The 24,138-nt window shown below is 44.8% G+C and carries 20 protein-coding genes; 5 read left to right on the top strand and 15 right to left on the bottom strand.

Translation table 11 applies throughout. The annotated features are described in order from the left end of the window. Positions 1-21: 21 nt before the first annotated feature. The 8 genes from JHD44_RS05655 to JHD44_RS05620 are packed head-to-tail and all read right to left on the bottom strand — an operon-like array spanning position 22 to position 7,709. On the bottom strand, positions 22-936 hold the full coding sequence (locus tag JHD44_RS05655) for a septal ring lytic transglycosylase RlpA family protein (RefSeq protein WP_199461792.1): 915 nt from the start codon (positions 934-936) through the stop codon (positions 22-24). Further along, positions 923-1,951 carry a lytic murein transglycosylase B gene (mltB, locus tag JHD44_RS05650; RefSeq protein WP_199461791.1) on the bottom strand — a complete coding sequence of 343 codons (1,029 nt, stop codon included), beginning with the start codon at positions 1,949-1,951 and terminating at the stop codon, positions 923-925. The genes JHD44_RS05655 and mltB overlap by 14 nt, the downstream gene beginning before the upstream one ends. Further along, the gene (rodA, locus tag JHD44_RS05645) at positions 1,951-3,072 is read right to left on the bottom strand and encodes a rod shape-determining protein RodA (RefSeq protein ID WP_199461790.1); all 1,122 of its coding nucleotides are present in this window, start codon (positions 3,070-3,072) and stop codon (positions 1,951-1,953) included. The genes mltB and rodA overlap by 1 nt, the downstream gene beginning before the upstream one ends. Next, the gene (mrdA, locus tag JHD44_RS05640; protein WP_199461789.1) at positions 3,069-4,946 is read right to left on the bottom strand and encodes a penicillin-binding protein 2; all 1,878 of its coding nucleotides are present in this window, start codon (positions 4,944-4,946) and stop codon (positions 3,069-3,071) included. Before mrdA ends, rodA begins: the two co-directional genes overlap by 4 nt. Before the next feature lie 9 nt (positions 4,947-4,955). Continuing rightward, complete coding sequence (rlmH, locus tag JHD44_RS05635; protein ID WP_199461788.1) at positions 4,956-5,423, bottom strand: 23S rRNA (pseudouridine(1915)-N(3))-methyltransferase RlmH; 468 nt, start codon at positions 5,421-5,423, stop codon at positions 4,956-4,958. 9 nt (positions 5,424-5,432) lie between these two features. Continuing rightward, the gene (rsfS, locus tag JHD44_RS05630; protein ID WP_199461787.1) at positions 5,433-5,786 is read right to left on the bottom strand and encodes a ribosome silencing factor; all 354 of its coding nucleotides are present in this window, start codon (positions 5,784-5,786) and stop codon (positions 5,433-5,435) included. Between the two features lie 14 nt (positions 5,787-5,800). After that, positions 5,801-6,463, bottom strand: coding sequence for a nicotinate-nucleotide adenylyltransferase (nadD, locus tag JHD44_RS05625; RefSeq protein ID WP_325097051.1), 663 nt, complete (start codon positions 6,461-6,463; stop codon positions 5,801-5,803). Continuing rightward, positions 6,453-7,709: a glutamate-5-semialdehyde dehydrogenase gene (locus tag JHD44_RS05620; RefSeq protein ID WP_199461785.1), complete on the bottom strand. Its 1,257-nt coding sequence runs from the start codon at positions 7,707-7,709 to the stop codon at positions 6,453-6,455. The genes nadD and JHD44_RS05620 overlap by 11 nt, the downstream gene beginning before the upstream one ends. Positions 7,710-7,839: 130 nt before the next feature. Between JHD44_RS05620 and tsaA the strand changes: the two genes are divergently transcribed. After that, on the top strand, positions 7,840-8,580 hold the full coding sequence (gene tsaA / locus JHD44_RS05615) for a tRNA (N6-threonylcarbamoyladenosine(37)-N6)-methyltransferase TrmO (RefSeq protein WP_199461784.1): 741 nt from the start codon (positions 7,840-7,842) through the stop codon (positions 8,578-8,580). Next, positions 8,558-8,818 carry a hypothetical protein gene (locus tag JHD44_RS05610; protein WP_199461783.1) on the top strand — a complete coding sequence of 87 codons (261 nt, stop codon included), beginning with the start codon at positions 8,558-8,560 and terminating at the stop codon, positions 8,816-8,818. The genes tsaA and JHD44_RS05610 overlap by 23 nt, the downstream gene beginning before the upstream one ends. Positions 8,819-8,960: 142 nt before the next feature. Here JHD44_RS05610 and rpsA read toward each other — a convergent pair whose 3' ends face one another. The 6 genes from rpsA to gyrA all read right to left on the bottom strand — a co-directional run bounded on the left by rpsA (position 8,961) and on the right by gyrA (position 18,728). Further along, a complete protein-coding gene (gene rpsA, locus JHD44_RS05605) occupies positions 8,961-10,643 on the bottom strand; it encodes a 30S ribosomal protein S1 (RefSeq protein WP_199461782.1) in 1,683 nt (560 codons plus the stop codon). Positions 10,644-10,809: 166 nt separating this feature from the next. After that, positions 10,810-11,493 carry a (d)CMP kinase gene (gene cmk / locus JHD44_RS05600; RefSeq protein ID WP_199461781.1) on the bottom strand — a complete coding sequence of 228 codons (684 nt, stop codon included), beginning with the start codon at positions 11,491-11,493 and terminating at the stop codon, positions 10,810-10,812. 15 nt (positions 11,494-11,508) lie between these two features. Continuing rightward, complete coding sequence (locus JHD44_RS05595) at positions 11,509-13,713, bottom strand: prephenate dehydrogenase/arogenate dehydrogenase family protein (RefSeq protein ID WP_199461780.1); 2,205 nt, start codon at positions 13,711-13,713, stop codon at positions 11,509-11,511. A 28-nt stretch (positions 13,714-13,741) separates the two neighbouring features. Beyond that, positions 13,742-14,863, bottom strand: coding sequence for a prephenate dehydratase (pheA, locus tag JHD44_RS05590; RefSeq protein WP_199461779.1), 1,122 nt, complete (start codon positions 14,861-14,863; stop codon positions 13,742-13,744). 22 nt (positions 14,864-14,885) lie between these two features. Further along, positions 14,886-15,968 carry a 3-phosphoserine/phosphohydroxythreonine transaminase gene (serC, locus tag JHD44_RS05585; RefSeq protein WP_199461778.1) on the bottom strand — a complete coding sequence of 361 codons (1,083 nt, stop codon included), beginning with the start codon at positions 15,966-15,968 and terminating at the stop codon, positions 14,886-14,888. Positions 15,969-16,040: 72 nt separating this feature from the next. Beyond that, positions 16,041-18,728: a DNA gyrase subunit A gene (gene gyrA, locus JHD44_RS05580; RefSeq protein WP_199461777.1), complete on the bottom strand. Its 2,688-nt coding sequence runs from the start codon at positions 18,726-18,728 to the stop codon at positions 16,041-16,043. 338 nt (positions 18,729-19,066) lie between these two features. Between gyrA and ubiG the strand changes: the two genes are divergently transcribed. The 3 genes from ubiG to JHD44_RS05565 all read left to right on the top strand — a co-directional run bounded on the left by ubiG (position 19,067) and on the right by JHD44_RS05565 (position 23,458). Further along, the gene (gene ubiG, locus JHD44_RS05575) at positions 19,067-19,795 is read left to right on the top strand and encodes a bifunctional 2-polyprenyl-6-hydroxyphenol methylase/3-demethylubiquinol 3-O-methyltransferase UbiG (RefSeq protein ID WP_199461776.1); all 729 of its coding nucleotides are present in this window, start codon (positions 19,067-19,069) and stop codon (positions 19,793-19,795) included. Between the two features lie 10 nt (positions 19,796-19,805). After that, positions 19,806-20,552 carry a YciK family oxidoreductase gene (locus JHD44_RS05570; RefSeq protein WP_199461775.1) on the top strand — a complete coding sequence of 249 codons (747 nt, stop codon included), beginning with the start codon at positions 19,806-19,808 and terminating at the stop codon, positions 20,550-20,552. 143 nt (positions 20,553-20,695) lie between these two features. Next, the gene (locus JHD44_RS05565) at positions 20,696-23,458 is read left to right on the top strand and encodes an insulinase family protein (protein ID WP_199461774.1); all 2,763 of its coding nucleotides are present in this window, start codon (positions 20,696-20,698) and stop codon (positions 23,456-23,458) included. A 14-nt stretch (positions 23,459-23,472) separates the two neighbouring features. Here the strand turns inward: JHD44_RS05565 and JHD44_RS05560 are convergent, their stop codons facing one another. After that, complete coding sequence (locus JHD44_RS05560) at positions 23,473-24,063, bottom strand: hypothetical protein (RefSeq protein ID WP_233401772.1); 591 nt, start codon at positions 24,061-24,063, stop codon at positions 23,473-23,475. Between the last annotated feature and the right edge of the window lie 75 nt (positions 24,064-24,138).

The raw sequence follows: 24,138 nt of genomic DNA, 5'->3' as shown, positions 1-24,138 counted from the left end.
CTCTAGCCTATATAAAGTTCACTAGGGCGCTAACGCTACTTTTACACTTTTGCCATAACCAGCGCTTTCTAGATTTTGTTGCCATTGCTCTAATATTGCATCGTTTTCATAAGGCCCCACTAACACTTTATACAATCCATCTTCAGCATGAATCACATCAATATTAATGCGAGTATCAAACTGTTCAAACAGTCTTTGTTTTAGTCTCAAAGCAGAAGCTTGTTGCGAGAAAGCGCCTAATTGCAAATGGGTGAACAATAAGTCGTTTGCCGGAGCTTGAGCAGGGACGCTAGACACCTTTGAAGTATTACTCTTTTCGGCAGCTAAGGGCACCCTATTTGCTTCATAACGCTCACCAGGCTTAGGCGTTATTGCCTCAATGCGAACCCTAGCTAAGCCTTTTTTGTGGTAACCCAGGCGCGCCGCCGCTGCATAAGATAAATCAATTAGTCGATTCCCATGAAAAGGTCCACGATCGTTAACACGCACAATGACACTTCTTTGGTTATCTAGATTGGTTACTTTCAAGTAGGTTGGCAAAGGCAACGATTTATGAGCTGCGGAAAAAGAATACATGTCATAGGTTTCACCATTTGAGGTTTTGTGACCATGGAACTTTTGTCCATACCAAGAAGCGGTACCTTCAGCCGTATATCCATCAGCGGAATCCATGACGTAATAACTTTTACCCCACACACTATAAGGCGATTTATTACCACCACGACTCTTAGGTTCATATTTCGGCACCAAATCAGGCAAATGGTCGACTTTAATATCTCCGCTCGGAGCATGATCCTGAAGAATTGAATAGCGACCTCCACCAGAGGCTTTTTCATAATCAATGGAACCACTCTGGCCACCATTTATATGATCAGTACTCATACAACCGGTTAAGCCTAAGAAAGATAGTAAGCCCAGCCACTTAGCTGTCTGCATGCTGTTTTATCCTGTTTGCAAGCTCAAGAACCGACATGGCATAACGTCGGCTAGGGTTATAATCCATGATGGTGAAAAAGTTTTCGAAAGCCAACCAATAATCTACTTGGGATTCACTCTCACGTAGACCTATTAACCCAGCTTTACCTGGCGTATAACCCGTAGTTGCCCACACGCCTTTTTCACTCCACTCACTCATTTCGTACAGGGGTTTACGCCCCTTATTTACAAGCTCATCGACACTTTCTTTGCTGTCTACACGAGCCGTGATAGCAGCTGGCTTTAAATACTGCCAACCATGATGCTTAAGATAGTTAGCAATACTACCAATCGCATCTGCTTCAGAGCCCCATAAGTCAACGCGGCCATCACGATCGTAATCTACTGATAATTTCATGTAGTTACTTGGCATGAATTGCACCATCCCTAACGCCCCACTGTAGGACCCTTTTGTCTTCCCTAGCTGCCAGCCCTGATTGCGAGCCAACAGGAGATACGCCTCCAATTCACTTTGGAAATAAGCACCTCGACGCGGATAGTCAAAAGACAGAGTTGTTAGAGACGTAAAGACATCTCGATTACCCGTCACCTTACCATAAGCGGTTTCAACACCTATCAACGCAACAATAATTTGCCAGTCGACGCCATAATCTTTTTCAGCTTGATCTAGCCATTGCTTGTTGCGCTTAGCAAATACAACACCTTGTTTGACACGTGAAGGGGCAATAAAGTTCGCACGATATTTATGGTAAGGCACCAATACTTCTGGTTGATTATCAGACTTAGTGATGACCTGTTCTCGTTTGTAGGTATTTGAGAACATATACGTTAACAATGATCGGTCATAATGATGCTTCGCTTCCATATCACCGATGAACTGACGAACTTCTGGAAGTTGAATATAAGGCACTGCCTCAACGGAATCTAAAGCAGGCTGAGCCTCAACTTTACTCCCTGCCGTTGAACACCCATACAACCCCAGCATCAATCCTAGGGTTAAAATTCTTGAAATCATTACCTTGCCCTTTTATGTGTCTGTATCGACATTAAAATCCCAAATGTCGCCATAATGGTAATGATGGAAGTACCACCATAGCTTACCAAGGGTAACGGTACACCGACCACGGGCAATATCCCAGAAACCATACCAATATTTACAAACATGTAGACAAAGAATGTCAGCGTCACACTACCTGCAAGTAGACGTGCATAGTTATCTTCTGCGTATGCAGCTATGTACAATCCCCTGGCAATTACCAATAAATACGCACACATCAGCATGGCACACCCAATCATGCCAAACTCTTCAGCCAATACTGCAATAATGAAGTCCGTGTGACTCTCAGGCAAAAAGTTCAACTGGGCCTGTGTACCCTCAAGATAACCCTTTCCATGCAAACCACCGGAGCCAATCGCTGTTTTAGATTGAATAATGTTCCAACCTGAACCTAAGGGGTCACTTTCGGGGTCCAAGAACGTCAATACTCGCTGTTTTTGATAATCACGCATAACCTGCCAAAGGCCATATGCCGCTACCGGTACGGCCGCTGCAGCACCTAAAATATAGCGCCAACCCAACCCTGCAAGAAATAAGGCAAATATCCCTGACACGCCAACCAACAATGCTGTCCCTAAATCAGGCTGCTTCGCCACCATCAGAGATGGAACAGCAATAATGACTAAAACGGTTATAATCTCTTTCAGTTTTGGTGGCAGAGGACGATTTGCAAAATACCAAGCAACCATCATTGGCATGACGATCTTCATAAACTCGGATGGCTGGAAACGAAGTCCTCCAGGTAGCGCAAGCCACCTTTGCGCACCCTTAGCGCCAACACCAAATAGCAACACACATATCAACAGCCCCACTAATACAGCAAATAAAAATGGCGAAGCGCGACGCATATACTTAGGCGGTAATTGTGCCAGCCCAAGACAAGTTACCATGCCAATGCCCAAGCGAAGAACCTGTCGCTCAACCATCGCTACATCTTGCCCAGAAGCAGAGTATAGAATGAATAAACCGCCTGACATCAAAATTAATAATGCGGCCAATAGCAACACATCAACGTGAGTCAAACGCCATAAACGAGCATTGGTGAATGCAATAAAGCGGTGGTACACCTGCCAACTCATCTTCGCTGCACCTCGAAATAGTCATATTTTTCTGGGTATTTATTGTATAAATACGCATCAAAGAGCGCTTTAGTTAGGTCAGCAGGCTTAGAGCTGCTTCCGCCGTTTTCAAAAATGGCAAATACTGCAATCTTAGGGGCATCGGATGGAGCAAAACCGATAAATAAAGCATGATCGTGAAGGCGTTTATCTAGATTATCTGCATCGTACTCTTGATCATCAGCCAAACTAAATACCTGCCCAGTTCCGGTTTTACCTGCTATTTTGTATTCCGTTCCTTGCAAGCGTCGCGCAGTACCTCTTGAGTCTGAGACAACTTTTTCCATAGCACGAACCATTTTTTCCCAATTACGTTGATCTTTCAGCTTAATTTCATGCTCAACACCATCATCATTTTCAAATACAGCTGGATTGCCATCAACTCTATCGACCATCCTTGGATAGTACATATGCCCCCGAGCGGCCATCGCAGCATTTGCTGTAGCAATCTGAATAGGCGTCGCCACCATAAAGCCCTGACCTATTCCCACATTGACCGAGTCACCTGGGTACCAAGGTTCTTTATAACGAGCTTTTTTCCATTCATTCGATGGCAAAAGCCCTGAGCTGGCACCATTCAAATCCAATATTGATGACTTACCATAGCCAAATTTTGAAAGGAAAGTATGTATAGGGGTGATACCCATCTTATGGGCCAACTGGTAGTAATAGGTATCAACCGACTCAATAATGGAGCGCTCTAAGTCGATCCACCCATGACCACCCCGTTTCCAGTCTCGATAGCGACGACCATTAGGGTTAATCTGGTAGTAACCGCGTGCATAATAGGTTTCAGACCATGAAGAAAAGCCATACTCCAAGCCTGCCAACCCCATAAACGGTTTTATTGTTGAGGCTGGTGGGTAACCGCCACGAAGTGCTCGGTTAAACAAAGGCAAACGCTTATCATCGCGAAGCTCAGCGTATTGATTGATTGATATGCCTCTTACGAACAAATTAGGATCAAAGCCCGGCTTAGATACCATAGCCAAGACACCGCCGTTATTAGGATCAATAGCGACAACAGCCCCTTTGTAATTACCCAATAAGTCGTAAGCGTATTGTTGTAAACGTGCATCCATATACAAATGAAGGTCTTTACCTGGAGTAGGATTTTGACGCTCAATTTCAGACATGATACGTCCACGAGCATTCACCTCAACCTTAGATATGCCCGGTTTACCAAACAAAGTTGATTCGTAATACTCTTCGACACCTGTTTTACCTATAAACAAAGCGCCTTGATAGGCTAAGCGATCAACGCGCTCAAGATCTCGAGAAGTAATACGCCCCACATAACCAATAGCATGAGCAAATGCTTCGCCATAAGGGTAGTAGCGCGTTAATTGGGCTTCAACTTGAACACCATCAAGTTTGTAAAGATCAACAGATACTTTTGACCACTCGTCATCGGTTAGTTGTGACTTCAATGTAATGGATTGATACGGGCGTCTGTACTCTTTAAGCTTACTTTCGTATTCAGCCCAATCTTCTTCAGTAATATCCACAATTGAGGACAGCGAGGCTTTTAGCTCAGGCAGTTTTGCAGCTCGCTCTGGAATGACAGTTAGACTATGGATGGGCCTATTATCCGCCAGTACAACACCATTCCTATCGTAAATTAAGCCACGTGGGGGTGGCTCAGTTACCAGCATCACTCGGTTATCATTCGCCTTCGTCTGATAGAGCTCGTACTCCATCACTTGAAGGTAAAATAAACGTGCCATTAGCACACCGACCATCAACAAAACAAAAACTGCTGCAACGACAACTCTACGTTTTGTTAGGGCATGCTCTTGACGATAATTACGAAAGACTTGGTGGTGTTTACCCAAAACTGAATCCTAACGATGGTAAGGGTGGTTATTCATCAGCGTCCAAGCTCGATAAATTTGCTCTGCCAGCAAAATGCGCACCATGGGGTGTGGCAAGGTTAATTTTGACAAAGACCAAGCTTGATCTGCACGCGCAGTACAGCGGGGGTCTAATCCATCAGGACCGCCTACAAGAAGCGAAATATTATGACCATCCATACGCCAACTGGCTGTTTGCTCAGCCAGATTTTCAGTACTCCATGACTTACCAAGTACTTCGAGTGCAATCACTTTATCTCCGGCAGGAATGGCGGCTAGCATTGCATCGCCCTCCTTTTGAACTGCCTTGGCGATATCCGTGTTTTTTCCTCGTGGTGACATTGGCAGCTCAACCAGCTCTAGAGCAAAGTCTTTAGGTAACCGTTTAGCGTACTCTTCGTAGCCTTCGGTTACCCACTTTGGCATTTTTGTACCAACTGCAATTAACCTTACACGCATTACTTAACCTTAACGTTGTTCAGGTTTGATGTCCCAAAGCTTCTCAAGATCATAGAATGAGCGAGCTTCTTCGGTCATAACGTGTACAACGACATCATAAAGGTCGACCAATACCCAGTCACTGCCCATATCACGACCTTCACTACCTAGAGGCTGTAGACCTTTACTCTTAGCGTGTTCGACAACATTTTGTCCTAATGAGTTCACATGTCGCTTTGACGTACCCGTACAAATGACCATAAAGTCCATCATGTCTGTTAATTCACTGACGTTTAGTACAGTGATGTTATCGCCCTTCACATCCTCAAGTGATTCAACAGCAATGTCGAGAATTTGATCAGCAGATAATTGGTTTTGGCTCATAGTTTTGGATAACCCTATTTATATAAAGAATGTGCTTCAATGAAGCGTTGTATTGTTTCTGGGACCAAGTAAGCAATAGACGCATTTTTGCGACAAAGGTTTCGAACTTGGCTGGATGAAATCGCTAATGGCGTGAAGCTTTGCATCCAAATCTTACCAGCGGGCGCGCATTGTAACTCAGTCGCGCTCTCGGCTCGATGTTTTTCATAAAAAGACTCTAAGGTAGAGATAAAATCAGGCTCCCATCCGGGTCTTGAAATCACCAGTATATGCGCAACATCTAGTAACTTCTGCCAGTGAGCCCAGGTTGGTAGAGAAAGAAAACTGTCCATTCCTACTACCATAATAAGAGGTTCTTCTTGCCCAAGCTCCTCACGAAGCTGAATCAAAGTATCAAAGGTGTAACTAGGGCCAGCCCGCAGAATTTCACGGGCATCGACACTTAAACGGTGATCTGCGGCAATGCCGAGTTCTACCATTTTCAATCTTTGTGCGGCACTGACCGTTGGCTCGCCTTTATGGACAGGCTGGTAGCAAGGAATCAAACGCAGCGTTTGGAATTGAAAGTAATCAAGGATATCAACGGCTGATCGCAGATGACCGTGATGGATAGGATCAAAAGTCCCTCCCATCACGACCGTCCCTTTCTTTAGTGTTTGAGAAAACTCAGTTGTCACGGGTGTGACCATCCCCTAACACCACATATTTTTGGCTAGTTAAACCAATCAGACCAACAGGGCCACGAGCATGAATCTTATCAGTAGAGATACCAATTTCTGCACCAAGACCGTATTCAAAGCCGTCGGCAAAGGCCGTTGAAGCATTGACCATGACAGATGAAGAATCGACTTCAGTCATAAAAGCACGTGTTTTCGAATAGTTCTGCGATACGATGGCATCCGAATGATGAGAGCCATATTGATTAATATGCGCAATGGCATCATCCATATCATCTACTACTTTAATAGACAATTTCGGCGCTAGGTACTCTGTGTACCAATCGTCTTCCGTTGCAGGAGCTGCTTCAATAATTGCACGCGTTAAATCACAGCCAACCAGCTCTACCCCTTTCTCTGACAAAGCATCAGCTAAGCGCGGTAGAATATCTTTAGCCACACGAGCGTTCACAAGCAATGATTCCATTGCGTTACAAACACCGTAACGACGAGTTTTAGCATTCATTGCAATGTTGAATGCTTTCTCTAGGTCAGCCTCATCATCAATGTAAACATGACAATTACCGTCTAAATGCTTAATAACGGGTACACGAGCATCCTTACTGATGCGTTCAATTAAGCCTTTTCCTCCTCGTGGCACAATCACATCAACGTAGTCGGGCATTGTGATCAACAACCCAACCGCCGCACGGTCGACGGTGTTGATTACCTGTACCGCATCTTCAGGTAAACCTGCTGACGCCAAACCTGACTGCACGGCTTGTGCGATTGCTTGATTTGAGTAAAACGCTTCACTACCACCACGAAGAATGGTTGCGTTACCAGACTTCAAACACAGACTCGCAGCATCGATAGTCACATTTGGGCGAGACTCATAGATAATGCCGATAACACCTAATGGCACTCGCATTTTACCAAGTTGAATACCAGAAGGACGGTATACCATATCGGTGATTTCACCAACTGGATCAGGCAGCGTTGCAACCTGCTTCAGCCCTTCAATCATGCCATCGATGCGAGCATCGTTTAGCTCAAGGCGATCCAGCAACGCCTCATCTAAGCCCTTTTGCTTGCCGTTTTCAATGTCCTTAGCATTCTCTTCTTTCAGTCGAGGTCGCGCGCTCTCCAAAGCATTAGCCATTGCGAACAATGCTTTGTTCTTTTGCTCAGTGGTCGCACGAGTCAAAAGACGCGACGCAGCGCGTGCCTTTTGACCAACTTCGTTCATATAAGATTCTAAGGACATTATTTTCTCTCTTCTTTATCCAGCGATATCAATTCCGTTAATGGGACGCTATAAAAATAGATACGCGTTATACTAACACATCTTGTTCTTTCTGATTCCGTATTATTCATTACTTACCAACGAAATAATCATGAGCCAAACCTTTCAATTTCAACAAATAGGTCTTGTACATTCCTGCTATAAACAAAAGTTCGGCATTCCCAGACAGCCCGGGCTGGTTACCGAGGCGTCGGCATCCATTGAGCTTCTCCCGCCTTTTAATCGTCTTGATGTACTTGATGGACTGGAAGGGTTTTCGCACATTTGGGTACATTTTATTTTTCATGAATGCATCACCGAAAACTGGAAAGCAAAAATTCGACCGCCACGCTTAGGCGGCAAAGAAAAGATGGGGATTTTTGCTACACGAGCAACACATCGCCCTAACCCATTAGGCTTATCTGTTGTAGAAGTCAAAGGCGTAAGAAAAGAAGGCAATCGCGTTTTCATTGACATCATTGGTGCAGATCTACTTGATCAAACCCCAATTGTCGATATTAAACCCTACCTACCTTATGCCGATGCACTTCCTAATGCAAAAGGTGGTTTTGCGCCTTTACCAACGACTTTAAAAAAAGTCATTTTTTCTGAAGCCGCACTAAAGCAGGCAAAATCGTACAAAACAATCTACGATAGAGACTTAGTCCCCTTGATTGAACAAGTGATCGGTCAGGATCCACGTCCATCGTATTTAATTGGATCTGAGAACAGAGATCACGGCAACCAACTATGGAATGCGAACATTAAGTGGACCGCCAAACAAGATCACTTTCTTGTTATGCAAATAGAATTTCCGATAGGTGAGCAACATGAACAAGTCAAAAATGCTTAGCGCATACAAGACTGTGAATAACTTCAGGAAAGAAGCGACTGAAGCTGATAACCCGCAAGATCAAGCCAAGCCACTTTATCGCTCAGATTACGATGAAAAGCTAATAAAAGAATATCATTTTGCGAAGTTTAAAAAGAATTTAGACCTAATACAGAACAGCCCCGAGCTTGCAGAATTACTTGAGAAAAGCGAATGGGATGAAGATGATATACAAAAGTTACTCGCCACTTTTCGCTAACCCAATAGCTATACCCACATTTATCCACATCTTCTGTGTATAGTTTATTTGTCAATCTGATCTCATAAAAAACATAAAAAAAGCGGACCTAAATAGGTCCGCTTTTTCATAAACTATTCTTTCAGCTATCGCTTAGTCGAAATTAGTTTTGGTTCTCAAGTTGAGCTTTGATTAGGTCACCGATTGTAGTCGGACCGCTAACTTCAGCTTGCTGCTTCTCAGCATGAGATTTAAGAGCTGCTTTCTCTTCAGTTGCATCTTTAGCTTTGATAGAAACAGCGATTGTACGAGCTTTACGATCAACGTTAGTGATCGCCGCTTCAACAGAATCGCCTTCTTTCAATACAGTAGAAGCATCTTCTACGCGCTCACGGCTGATTTCAGAAACTTTCAAGTAAGCTTCAACACCTTCCGCAAGTACTACAACAGCACCTTTCGCATCAACTTCGCCAACTGTACCAGTTACGATGGCACCTTTGTCGTTTTCAGCAACGAATGCTACGAATGGATCTTGCTCTAGTTGTTTAACACCTAGAGAGATACGCTCGCGCTCAGCATCGATAGAAAGAACAACAGTTTCTAGAACGTCACCTTTCTTGTACTTACGTACAGCTTCTTCACCTGTTTCGTCCCAAGATAGGTCAGATAGGTGAACAAGGCCGTCGATGCCACCGTCAAGACCGATGAACACACCAAAGTCAGTGATAGACTTGATTGCACCAGAGATCTTGTCGTTCTTGTTGAATGAAGTTGCGAACTCTTCCCATGGGTTTGGAGTGCACTGCTTGATACCTAGAGAGATACGACGACGTTCTTCGTCGATATCAAGGATCATAACTTCTACTTCGTCGCCGATTTGAACAACTTTAGAAGGGTGGATGTTTTTGTTAGTCCAATCCATTTCAGAAACGTGAACAAGACCTTCAACACCTTCTTCTAGCTCAGCGAAGCAGCCGTAGTCAGTTAGGTTAGTTACGCGTGCAGTAACTTTAGTACCTTCTGGGTAACGAGCTTTGATTGCTACCCATGGATCTTCACCTAGTTGCTTAAGACCTAGAGATACACGGTTACGTTCACGATCGAACTTAAGAACTTTAACGTCGATCTCGTCACCTACAGCGATGATTTCACTTGGGTGCTTGATACGCTTCCAAGACATGTCAGTGATGTGTAGAAGACCATCAACACCGCCCAAGTCAACGAATGCACCGTAGTCAGTAAGGTTCTTAACGATACCTTTAACTTCTTGACCTTCTTCAAGGTTAGCAAGAAGAGTTTCGCGCTCTGCACTGTTAGTAGCTTCCATAACAGCACGACGAGAAACAACAACGTTGTTACGTTTTTGATCAAGCTTGATAAGTTTGAACTCAAGTTCAACACCTTCAAGGTGAGATGTGTCACGGATAGGACGAACATCTACCAAAGAACCTGGCAAGAAAGCACGGATGTTAGCGATATCAACAGTGAAGCCACCTTTAACTTTACCGTTGATGATACCTTTAACGATTTCACCTTCTTCGTAGGCTTTTTCAAGCACAGACCAAGTTTCAGCACGCTTAGCTTTCTCACGAGAAAGTTTAGTTTCACCGAAACCGTCTTCTACAGCATCAAGAGCAACTTTAACTTCGTCGCCAATTGCTAGAGTGAATTCGCCGCTCTCGTTTAGGAATTGAGAACGTGGGATAACGCCTTCAGATTTAAGACCTGCGTGAACAGTTACCCAGTCGCTATCGATGTCAACAACGATACCAGTAACAATTGAGCCAGGCGCCATTTCTACGCTTTTTAGGCTTTCTTCAAACAGTTCTGCGAAGCTTTGAGTCATTGTGATTCCTATATATACGGAACAACTAAATGTTCCCTGCCACATCGCCAGCCTATGTGGGGCTAATTTACATTGAATGCGACTTGGCTGTTGCTGGCACCAAGCCGACTAAAATTTTAATCGCGGTATTTTAGCACAAAGAATGAGCATTAATACAGCTTCCTACTTAAATGTAGGAAGCTTTTGCCGCTTCAGCCAGCACAACTTCAACAACTTGATCAATTGACATGTCAGTACTATCAATGACCAGTGCGCCAACAGCGGGTACCAATGGAGCAATTGGGCGATTCGCATCACGTTCATCACGCTCTTTAATACTTTGCACCAACTCCTTGAAATTCACGCTTTCGCCTTTTTGCTCTAACTGCAATAAACGACGCTGAGCACGCTCCTCTGGCGAAGCAGTCAAAAATACTTTAATGCTGGCTTCAGGGAATACGACCGTCCCCATATCACGACCATCGGCAACTAAACCAGGCGTTTGGGCAAAAGCTCGTTGACGCAATAGCAAGCCTTCACGCACATCAGGAATCGCAGCCAACTTAGAGGCCTGATTGCCGACGATTTCTGTACGTATTGCCTGCGTAACAACTTCACCTTCTAAAATAATTTCAACTTTACCTTCTTCAGACTGCTGGAATTGAATATCCAAATGCTCTGCCAAAACCTTCAAAGCTTCAACATCATCTGGCTCAATTCCATGGTGAGACGCAGCCAACGCTAGCAACCTATAAAGCGCACCACTATCAAGCAAATGCCAACCCAGCTTCTCGGCGACTAATTGACTTACTGTGCCTTTACCAGCACCACTTGGGCCATCAATCGTAATAACTGGGGCTTGATTCATCATATCTGTTCCTCTTATTTAGCTTTGCACTGAGCACTTTAAACCCAGCTGCGCAGCAATTTCTTCTAAGTTTGGAATTTGCGCTAACAATTTCTGACAATCCCTGACTGTCGCACCGTTGCGGCAACGGGCTGCTAGCAATAGAAATGCCAACGCCACCAACTCGTTACCTGCACTGTCCAAGTCCCCACCCTGAGGGGTACATCCTTTTATTAATAATGTTCCGGCACGCCACTCAGCGACGCCACCAATATGATTCACCCCATCCACAAGCGTAGTGATACGATCTTCATAGAAGTAGGGTAAATGTGAAACTCCCTCGAACTGGCTATTACCATCCGCATACACCGCGGCAGTCGCCAGCTGAGTTAAAAACTCTCTCATCTCGTAAGATTGCTCTGTACTCAAGTTAAAAGACGAGAGTTTCGCAAAACTTACTTGAACACTTTGAGCAGCAAACACACCTATAGGTTCATCTATCCAGTCAATTTTTGCCCCGGAGCTTTGCAACAAAGTGAGCACCTTCATCATGCGCCCTTGAGTAGAAACACCCTCTAGTCGTAGCGATGAGCCCGGCAAAAGTGTCGCCATCAATACCGACCACAGCGTTTGTTGCATATCTGCCGGCAGATCTAATGTTGACCCGTTGAGCTCCGGACTTGAAACAGCAATATCCTGCTCTCCATTCACAACAACACCAAAACTCGCAAACAAGGCACGAACCTGATCATCAAAGCTTAATGCAGCAGAGAACTGGCTGTGCCCTTCAGCAAACAAACTCAACAGCACGGCACTTGACATCAAACGTGAAGATGGTGGGCCAGGCAGCACAACATTCACAGGTAACAACTCAGCTGGCGTAAACTTGAATGGCAAACAATCGGCTGATGCACTGTTAACAGAAGCCCCCGCAGCTCTCATCAACGCAAGCAAATGTGTAAACGGAGTATTAAGAAGCGCATCTTCACCAATCACTTCCACACTGAATGATTGACCAGATAAAACAGGTGCAAGCAAATATAATGATGTAGCAGAATTATGCACATTGATTGGTGCGATTGGTGCTCTCAACCCTCGCCTTCCAACACCATGAACTCTAACCGCACCATAGCCAAACTCTTCAATGACAACCCCCATATCCTTGAGAGCTTGCATGGTCACTTTGACGTCGCCAGTAAGATCAATATTACTTAATTCACTGACCCCTTTGGCAAGGGCTGCCATTATAAGCGCTCTATGTGACAAAGATTTGTCACCGATCAATTTGACTTCACCATTGATGGCCGAAGCAGGACTTACACTGATAGCGACCGCCTTTTCTTGAGGTTTTCCTAACGTTCGCTGCTCTAACAGTCGCAGGAAATGATCACGGGCAGATTTAGCTCGAGTGAATACGCCATACATGGAAGCACCATCAGCTTCAACGATTGCTTGACGCATTTCATCTAAACGCTCAGTAAATAAGTCCAGAGTGGCCAGAGTGGCATCCTTATTTGCAAGAAATACATCCCGCCACATAACCGGATCACTTGACGCAATTCGAGTAAAATCCCTAAAACCACCTGCAGCAAAGCGGAAAATATCTTGGCTACGCTCAGCATTTGCCAGCGCATCAACCAACGTATAAGCCAGCAAATGAGGTAAATGACTTGAAGCAGCCAATACATGATCATGGTGATCCACATCCATGCTAACCACATCCGCACCAACAGCACGCCATAAACGATGCAGTCGATCTAACAACTCAGGATCGGAATAAGGTAATGGCGTAACAATAGCCATATGCTTTTCAAATAGATGAGGATTCGCAGCCAACACACCACTTTTCTCAGCGCCTGCAATAGGATGCCCCGGAATAAAGTTAGCCGGCGCCTCACCAAATACTTTTTTTGCAGCGGCGACAACACTACCCTTAGTTGACCCCACATCCGTAATTAAGGTTGTTGGCTTAATAAAAGGTTTAATTTCCGTCAATACGGATTCCATAGCACGCACTGGCGTCGCTAGAATAATGATGTCCATATTGGAAATAGTTGCTTCGTCCAACTGAGCAGGATAATCAATCACCCCTGTAGAAACCCCTAGGGTCAACTCCCCTGCTCGACGATCTGCCCCATAAAGCGTTGCCAAGCCTTGAAGCTTAAGGCTCTTAGCAAAAGAACCACCTATCATACCTAAGCCGACAATTAAGACATTGCCAAATTCTTTTTTATTATCTTGCATCGCAAGTGCCTTTTTCTTGAGTTTTCACCTAAAGAACTGCGACTGGGTAAGAACCCAGAACTTTTACTTCCGATGCTCTCTCACGCAATTCATCAATCACTGCACGACATGCCTCATCCTCACAATGCCCCCAGAAATCGATATAGAAGACATAGCCCCATTTGCTAATTAACGAGGGACGAGTCTCTAAGCGTGTCATATCAACACCGTGACGCTCAAAAGACTCTAGTAGACGGTACAAAGCACCTGGCTCGTTTTTGGCACTGACCAGCAACGATGTTTTATCCTTGCCACTTTGAGGCACTTTTTCGTTACCAATAATAAGGAATCGAGTGGTATTGTCTGGCTGATCCTCAATATTCGCGGAAACAACTTCTAAATTATACAGTTGGCTAGCGATGTCACCGGCAATGGCTGCTACAGCTTTACCATTCTTACCAGCTTCAGCAGCCAAACGAGCACCTTCAGCATTGGAGCTTACCGCCACGCGCTCAGCATGCGGCCAATAGCGATCAAGCCAAGCTCGACATTGTGCCAATGACTGTTGATGGGAGTAGATATGTGTCACATCATCTGGATTGATATTAGGCGCAACCAGCAAGTTATGGTGAATACGCACTTCTACTTCACCACAAATTTTCAAGCGTGAGTTTCTAAAGCTATCCAGCGTGTGATTCACCACACCCTCTGTGGAGTTTTCAACCGGCACGACACCATAATTTGCCGCACCAGACTCAACTTCACGGAACACCTCATCGATAGCAGCCATTGGCGCGCTGATGATGGATTGCCCAAAATGCTTTAACGCAGCTTGTTGTGTAAACGTCCCTTCAGGGCCCAAAAAGGCAATGCGCATTGGGCGCTCAAGAGCTAAGCAGGAAGACATGACCTGACGAAAGATTTTGGCCATCTCCTCATTACCCAAAGGCCCTTTATTACGCTCCATTACACGTCGTAACACCTGGGCTTCACGCTCCGGACGATAAAACACAACATTCTGGTCGCCCTGCTCGGTAAGCTTCACCTCAGCTACCTTTTGCGCACAGGCTGCGCGCTCATTTATCAAGTCTTGAATTTGCGCGTCAATCGCATCAATTCGATCGCGAAGCATTGGCAGCGTGATCGTTGTTGTATCGTTTTTAGTCGTCATAGAGCGTGTTTCCTAATTACAATTAACCGTAGCGTTTCTCAAATGCTTGCATGAAATCGATCAATGCTTTCACGCCTTCAATTGGCATAGCATTGTAGATACTTGCACGCATACCACCCACTGAACGGTGTCCAGCAAGAGTGCGAAGCCCGGCCTCTTCAGACTCTTTTAGGAAAGTCTTTTCAAGTGATTCATCTGCCAACACAAATGGCACGTTCATTCGCGAGCGGTAACGTACATCAATTGGATTCGAATAGAAGCCACTGTTATCAATCGCGCTGTAAAGCATTTCTGCTTTTTCAACATTTACTTTTTCCATGGCTGTTACGCCACCTTGTGTTTCCAACCACTCGAACACCAAGTCAGCTAGGTAAATTGCAAAGGTAGGCGGCGTATTGATCATGGAGTCGTTCTTCGCAAGATTCTCGAAAGACCATACACTCGGCAGCGCATCATTGTTGCTACGCGCCAACAAGTCTTTGCGAATAATGTTGATCACAACACCAGCTGGCCCCACGTTCTTTTGCGCACCAGCATAGATCAAGCCGTACTTCGACACATCTATTTCACGAGAAAGGATGGTCGAAGATAAATCTGCCACGATAGGAAGATTGGTTTCAGGCAAGTCTGCAAACTCTAAACCGCCAATGGTTTCATTAGGCGTTAAGTGTAAGTAAGCGGCCTTTTCATCAAGATTCAAAGAAGAAAAATCGGGCACTGACGTGTAGCTCACATCTTTTGTTGAACCAGCCAATACAACATTTGTGTATTTCTTAGCTTCTTTAATCGCTTTCGTCGACCATGCACCGGTATCTAAATAACAAGCGGAATCAAAGCCATTTGTTAGGTTTGCTGGAATTTGAGCAAACAGCGCTGACGCACCACCCTGAGCAAACACAATTTCATAATTGTCAGGAATGTTTAACAAGCGCGTTAAACGAGCTTTGGTCGATGCCAAAATCGACATAAACTCTTCACTACGGTGACTCATCTCCATGACCGACACGCCTTTACCGTGCCAATCAAGTAACTCTGCTTGCGCTTTTTCCAATACGGCTTCTGGAAGCGCGGCGGGACCAGAACAAAAGTTGTAAACGCGGCTCATTCTGCCTAAAACCTCATTTAAAAATGTACCTTATGGCACAAAAGAAGGCGCACTCAAGGTGCGCCTAGAACTTTACTCTTCAGAGCTTGGGGGATTACTCTGAAGCTCGTCTGCTGTATCGACTGTCTCAACATCAGCATCCACCAGTTCGGCTTCAACTTCTGCATCGTCATCCTCTACGACACGTTCCACACCCACTAAACGCTCTTCGTTCGATAGTCGAATAAGCGTAACGCCTTGTGTGTTACGACCCTGACATGAAATCTCTGAAACACGAGTTCGCACCAAAGTCCCCATGTCGGTAATCAAGATAACCTCATCGGTATCTTCAACCTGCGTAGCACCCACCACAGGACCATTACGCTCAGACACCTGAATACCAATAACGCCTTGACCACCACGACCGTAAACAGGGAATTCACTGATCATAGTGCGCTTACCGTAGCCGTTTTCACAGGCCATCAACACAGCCGTTTCTTGCTCTGCACTTGGCACGATCAAAGAAACGACTTTTGCTTCTTCAGCTAACTTGATACCGCGAACACCGGCTGCAGTTCGACCCATTGGGCGAACGTCAGTTTCCTTAAAGCGAATAGTCTTACCTGAGCTTGAAACCAACATAATGTCATCATTGCCAGATGTTTGCGCAACACCCACCAACGCATCTGTTTCATCCAGCTTCAGCGCGATCAAACCGCTTGAACGCGGACGAGCGAAATGCTCCATCGCCGTTTTCTTAACGGTACCGTTCGCAGTTGCCATAAAGATGTAGCTACTCGCCGCAACGTCTTCTGCTTCTTCAACATCCGTATCAACATCACTGTCCGCATCGGTTTTCTCCGGTGCAGTCAAAGGCAACAGCGCCGAGATATGCTCACCTTCTGCCAATGGCAGCAAGTTAACAATTGGGCGGCCTTTTGATGCACGACTCCCGACAGGAATCTCAAACACACGCAACCAGTAAACCTTACCGAAGTTACTGAACAGCATGACGGTGTCGTGACTGCTGGTCACCAGCAGGTGACTGATATGATCTTCATCTTTCATTCCCGATGCAGATTTACCACGCCCACCACGACGTTGAGCTTTGTATTCTTCTAGAGGCTGTGTTTTCGCATAACCCGTATCAGAAATCGTCACGACCATTGGTGCTTCATCGATCAAGTCTGCAATGGTTAGATCTTGCTTAGATGTCAGGATCTCGGTACGACGTGCATCGCCGAATTGATCGCGCGCTTCTTCTAGCTCTTCACGAATCACTTCCATTAGGCGATCAGGGTTACCTAGGATTTCCAACAACTCAGCGATCAAATCGATCAAAGACTTGTATTCACCCAACAGTTTCTCGTGCTCAAGACCTGTTAAGCGGTGTAAACGAAGGTCAAGAATCGCTTGTGCTTGCTCAGGTGACAAACGGTAAACGCCATCATTGAAACCATACGCAGCATCCAGATCATCAGGACGACATGCATCCGCACCTGCGCGCTCAAGCATCGCCATGACATTACCAGGCTGCCACGTTTCTGAGATTAGCTTTTCTTTTGCTTCTGCAGACGTTGGCGATTGACGAATCAACTCGATCACGCGATCAATATTAGCAAGCGCTACCGCCAAACCTTCCAGAACATGCCCACGCTCACGTGCTTTACGCAATTCAAAGATAGTACGGCGAGTCACCACTTCACGACGGTGTTTCACAAAGCACTCAAGAACTTGTTTCAAGTTCAACAGCTCTGGACGACCATCCACTAGGGCAACCATGTTGATACCAAACACAGACTGAAGCTGAGTTTGAGTAAAGATATTATTCACCACCACATCTGGATTTTCACCGCGACGTAGCTCAATCACGATACGCATACCATCTTTATCAGACTCGTCACGTAGCTCGCTAATACCTTCGATTTTCTTTTCTTTAACCAGCTCAGCAATTTTTTCAATCACTTTTGCCTTATTTAGCTGGTAAGGAATCTCTGTAAAGACGATCGCTTGTCGATTACCTTTTTCCATGTCTTCAACATGGTGGCGAGCACGCATATAAATGCGACCACGACCAGTCTTGTAGGCTTCAACGATGCCTGCACGACCATTAATAAAAGCACCTGTTGGGAAGTCTGGTCCAGGGATATGCTCCATCAATTCATCGATGGTCACTTCTGGGTTATCGATAACGTTTAAACAGCCATCGATGACTTCACCTAGGTTATGTGGAGGAATATTGGTTGCCATACCTACAGCAATACCCGCAGAGCCGTTTACCAGCAAGCCCGGGATACGAGTTGGCAACACATCCGGCATAAACTCTGTACCATCATAGTTTGGTACAAAATCAACCGTCTCTTTTTCCAGATCCATTAGCATATGGTGCGACATACGCGCCATACGGATCTCGGTGTAACGCATTGCAGCTGCGCTGTCACCGTCTACTGAACCAAAGTTACCTTGGCCGTCAACCAACATATAACGCATTGAAAATGGCTGCGCCATACGAACGATGGTTTCATACACAGCTGAATCACCATGAGGGTGATATTTACCGATCACATCACCGACGATACGCGCCGATTTTTTGTAGGGCTTATTCCAATCGTTCTTAAGCTCATTCATCGCGTATAAAACACGACGGTGAACTGGTTTCAAACCATCTCGAACATCAGGCAATGCACGCCCAACGATTACACTCATCGCGTAATCAAGATAAGAACCTTTCAGCTCATCTTCGATACTGACGGGAATAATTTCTTTGGCTAATTCACCCATAGATACTACCGTTCCTTATGTTTGGAGCGAGATAACAATACGACTGCTCCGGCCATCTTTTTGTAAGCGCGGCATTATACCACAAGCATTTAGCGAACACCCATCATCTGTAGAGGTTTTATTTGCCGTCTTTCGATGCACTCACTCCCCAATAAGTTGTTAACCTCTCTTAAGGTTTATCGTTAGAAAAAACCTTGATACATCAAACTTTGATCATGCAAAGTTTGTTGCCATGAGCATAATCGCTATAATGCGTTGATCCAAAGAACAACACTTGCACGAATACTAGTAAGTAACCACACGTTACTGCAGTAGCCCTAACCGAATAGGATTAAGAGATGACCACTAAGCAAACCAACAGCACCAATGTAGATTTAGACGAAGTCGCAAAATTTGAAGCGCTTGCAAGTCGCTGGTGGGACAAAGAAAGTGAGTTCAAACCTCTACATGACATTAACCCTCTACGCGCCAACTATATCAACGAGAGAGCATCTCTAAGCGGCAAAAAAGCAATAGACGTCGGCTGTGGCGGCGGCATTTTGTCGGAAGCACTTGCTCAAATGGGCGCCGATGTGAAAGGCATTGACATGGGCGAGGCCCCTCTTGCAGTTGCCAATCTCCACAAAGAAGAAAGCGGTTTAAACATCGATTACGAACGCATTACTGCGGAAGAGATTGCCGAGCGAGAAGCTGAACAATACGATGTAGTGACCTGTCTTGAAATGCTTGAGCATGTCCCAGATCCTGCATCTGTTATTCAGGCGTGCATGAAGCTCTGCAAGCCTGGTGGCCACGTATTCTTCTCAACGATTAACCGCAATCCGAAAGCCTACTTATTTGCAATTGTAGGGGCTGAATACGTATTAAAAATGCTTCCAAAAGGCACTCACGACTACGCAAAATTCATTCAACCCGCCGAGTTAAGCAATTTTGCACGTCAAGCAGGCCTAGATGTGACGCACATGACTGGCATGACTTACAACCCATTGACTAAAGTATACAAGTTAAACGAGCGCGATGTATCCGTAAACTATTTGATGCACACGCAAAAACCAACACAAAACTAGGAGGTCTGTGATGCTGAACTATCAAGCACCCAAAGATCTATTAAAAGACAAAGTAATCCTAGTAACTGGCGCTGGTGATGGCATAGGAAAGCAGGCAGCCCTTAGCTATGCTGAACATGGTGCGACCGTCATCTTACTGGGCCGAACCACTAAGAAACTTGAAGAAGTCTATGACCAGATAGAGAATCTCGGCTATCCACAAGCAGCCATTGTTCCTCTTAACTTAGACACAGCTGCCGAGCATGACTACATTGAGCTTGCCAACACCATTGAGAGTGAGTTTGGACAGCTTGACGGCATCCTTCATAATGCTGGCATCCTCGGAGACCGAACGCCACTGGCAAACTTTGAGCCGAGTACGTTTGAACGGGTTATGCGCGTCAATGTCACTGCAGCATTTTTATTAAACCAAGCCCTTATACCTTTGTTACAAAAGGCACCTGATGCTTCCATTATCTTTACAAGCTCAAGCGTTGGCAGAAAAGCCAAAGCCTATTGGGGAGCCTATGCTGTTTCAAAATTTGCAACCGAAGCCATGATGCAATTACTGGCCGATGAGTTGGAAAACATTTCCAACATTCGAGTCAACGCCATCAACCCAGGTGGCACAAGAACAAACATGCGAGCGCACGCTTACCCAGCGGAAGACCCAAATACACTCAAAACACCTTTAGACATAATGCCACTCTACCTTTACTTAATTGGCAACGATAGTGCAAATATTAACGGCCAATCCTTAGACGCCCAACCTAAATAATCTGGAGCATCTTGAATTTCAGCATGGGATCACGCTAACCTGTTCCTATGCTGAACATATCTTACCGTCTTCATCAAAGACCAATACTTACCCCACTCTTTGTTTGGGCACTTTTCTTTAGCCTTCAGGCCTTCGCAACCCCTATGCAAATTATTTCTGGTAAAGGTCAGTCCGACCAAAACACATATGCACACATTCAACTTGATAATGACCTTAACGTCGTATTAGTCAGTGACCCCAAAGCTGAGAAACCAGCTGCAGCACTTGCTATCAAAGTCGGTAGCTACCAAGATCCCGACGATCATTTGGGCTTAGCGCATTTATTGGAGCACATGCTCTTTCTTGGCACAGAAAAATACCCTGAAGCAAATGCTTATCAAGAGTTCATTCGCCAGCATGGTGGCTCGCACAATGCCTACACTAGCGGACAAGTCACAAACTATTACTTTGATATATTGCCAAGCGCCTACTCAGAAGCCCTAGACCGGTTTGCTCAATTCTTTATTAGCCCGAAACTAGACCCGCAGTACATTGCAAGAGAAATCAACGCTGTAGACTCTGAGTATCGAGCAAAACTAAGTGACGAGCAAAGGCGCAGCAATCAAGCATTCAAAACTCTTCTTAACCCTGACCACCCCGGTAGTAGATTTACAGTTGGCAATAAAGATACCCTAGCCAACACATCGGCCGAGGAATTACGTTCGAAGTTAGTTACACTTTATCAACACTACTACAACCCTAGTAATATGGTTCTGACGCTTACAGCAAATGAGTCAACGGATGCCTTAGCTAAAATCGCCCAGAAGCACTTTGGAGGCATAAAGTCACACCAGCCCTTACCTCACCTTACACTTCCAAAGCAGTTCACATCTAACGCAGATGGTAAAATTCAGCTCTTTAAGACCAACACTGAGAAAAGCATTGTAAAATTCTCATTTCAAATACCGAGTCAAATAAACAGTTATAGCTCACAACCTATACGATACATTTCATACGTATTAGGTGATGAATCTGAAAACTCCTTATTTGCATACTTGAAGAAACAGCACTGGGCGCAAGCTCTACATGCGGGCATAAATCAAGACGATGGCACCCATGCCTTATTTACCATCACCATCAAATTAACTGATGAGGGCATCGCTCAACGAGATAAAATTTCTGAGGCACTGTTCAAAACCATTGACAACCTAAAGTCATCCCCTATTTCCAAACAGTATCTCAATGAAACCAAGACACTCAGCGCCTTAAATTATAATTTTCATGACTACATTCAGCCGATAAAGCTGTCTCAGATTCTTTCTAGTAGAGCCCTAGACGTTGGTATAGAGTCATTGCTATCCAGCTTTCACATCAGTCAAAACGCCAACAGCGAAAGCATCAAGTCACTGCTCAACACACTTACCCAAGAAAATCTAATCATTCAATGGTTAAACCCAGAGCACTTTCCAGAGAACTGGCTCAAAGAGAGTATTGAGTGGACTCATGAGCCTCTTTACAACGGCCAATATGCAAATGGCAATATTGCATTTAATATCAATCAAATCGTTCAACACAGCGAACTAGATAGTCACTTTGGCTTACCAAAAGCCAATCCGTTCATGCCAGATAATTTGGATTTACTGCCACCTTCTGATGTGCAAGAAAACACATCGATAGAACAAGACCAAGGGTTCAATTTTTGGTTTAAGCAGAACACTCACTTTCAAAAACCGACGGGAATGATTTTTGGCTACTTTGGCTTTCTTGAGAACCCATCAACTAAAGATCGACTCTTACTTCAACTATGGGCGAAGCTGTTTAACGATGCAGCCAGTGAACGAACCTATCAACCATATATGGCAGGCCTTGGCTATCAACTGTACGCCCATGGCAATGGCTTAACCTTGCGCACCAGCGGTTATAACGACAAGCAAGATGACTTTTTTTATTCCTTGGTAGAATATTTATTAGAGTTTAGAGCTACTAAGGAGCGCTTATCTATCGCTAAAAAAGACGTTTTAAAAGGCCTTAGCAACCTAGAAAGCCAGCCGCCTTATGCTCTTGCAAGACACTACTTTAGCCAAGTTGCTATCAAAGGAAACGCTCCAACACACACCCTTCAAGAGCTGGTTACTCAAATCTCACTTAATGATGTCAACAATTTCATAGAGAGACACTCGCAACACTTTGAGTTCTCTGGGTACATGACAGGTAATTTTGTACTAAAAGATGCTCAAAGCCTTTCTAAACGTGTCAAAAATGCAGTTGTCACATGCCTTTACAACCATAAATACCGTCATGTGGAACTCAAAAACTTTCAAGCAAGACAACATTACCTTTACCAGTTCAGCACACAGAGTGCTGACAGCGTTGTACTTTACTCACTGATCGCCACCGACAACAATAATGCCTCTTATCTGGAGCGGTGCTACATTAGAGTACTAAGCCAACTACTCGGTGCTCAATTTTACAATGAGTTTCGAACAGAGAAACAGTTTGGCTACATCGTAGCCGTCACCAATCAAACCATTGAAAAAACGCCCTCTATTGGTTTTTTGGTGCAATCTCCCAATACCTCTACAGAAAAACTGGTCGCGGAAATTGAGCGTTTTATTAAAGCTCGAAAGTGGGGAAACAATGACATATCAGACGATGAGTTTGAAAAAGCTCGCGCGGCCGTTTTGGGAGCCTATCAAAAGCAGCCGACTAGCATCAAAGAACAAGCCCTTGAAGAGTGGCCACATATTGTTGAACCAGAACATAATTTTGCAGATCGCCAAAACTGGATTAACGCTCTAGAAACCATGACCAAGAAAGAGTTTTTATCGTATATGCAGGAGAAAGTTGAAAACAACCAAGCGGCGAGATTATTAGTGACCAACCAATGGCAAGACACTCAGAACTGGCAGCCTCTAAACATCGAGTAAACTCAAATCGAGGATTAACCGCCTATTAGCTGCTCTAATTTTTGCTCATCTGTTAACTCTGCCTGATTCACCGGAGGCTCTTCTTGTGAATCAGCAGGCTGAACGAGGTTCCCGGGGTTAACTTCACTAAACTCGCCTTCATCAGGCATAACGTCGCTTTCACCATGAAGCTCCTTCTGATCCTGATCCAGCTTGTCTTTCTGATCACCAAAAATACCTATTTCAGGCATCATACTGAGGCGCTTTTTCTGTATCTCTTCTGGAATGTGGCCAGTAAACAAAACGGTGAATGGCGACTCTTCTGTACGTCTATTCACTTCTCGATAGATTTCTTGCTCACGTTTGGCAATTGCAGACTCTTCTAGATAAGAGAGTTTATTTGGATTGGCCGAGACAACCATGTTCGGCAAATTAATATTCTTAGGCTGCTCAGCTGGGATAATCGTTACGGATTCTGGCGAGTTCAGCACAACTTGATGTTCTCCACGATAGACTTGATTACCATACAAAACCTCAACCGGCTGGCTAGTAATGGTCTGAGCCAATGATACACTCACCTGTAGTACCGCATAACCTATCAATGTGAATTTCAAAGGCAACATCATTAAACTCCCAAACAACTTTCACCACTATAGAAGAATCTCAAAATAAAAAAAAGGAGACCATTGGTCTCCTTTGTT

The organism is Marinomonas ostreistagni, assembly GCF_016461785.1.
GTDB lineage: Bacteria > Pseudomonadota > Gammaproteobacteria > Pseudomonadales > Marinomonadaceae > Marinomonas > Marinomonas ostreistagni_A.
The sequence above is the reverse complement of the archived record's forward strand: the minus strand, read 5'-3'. Positions and strand labels throughout refer to the sequence as shown.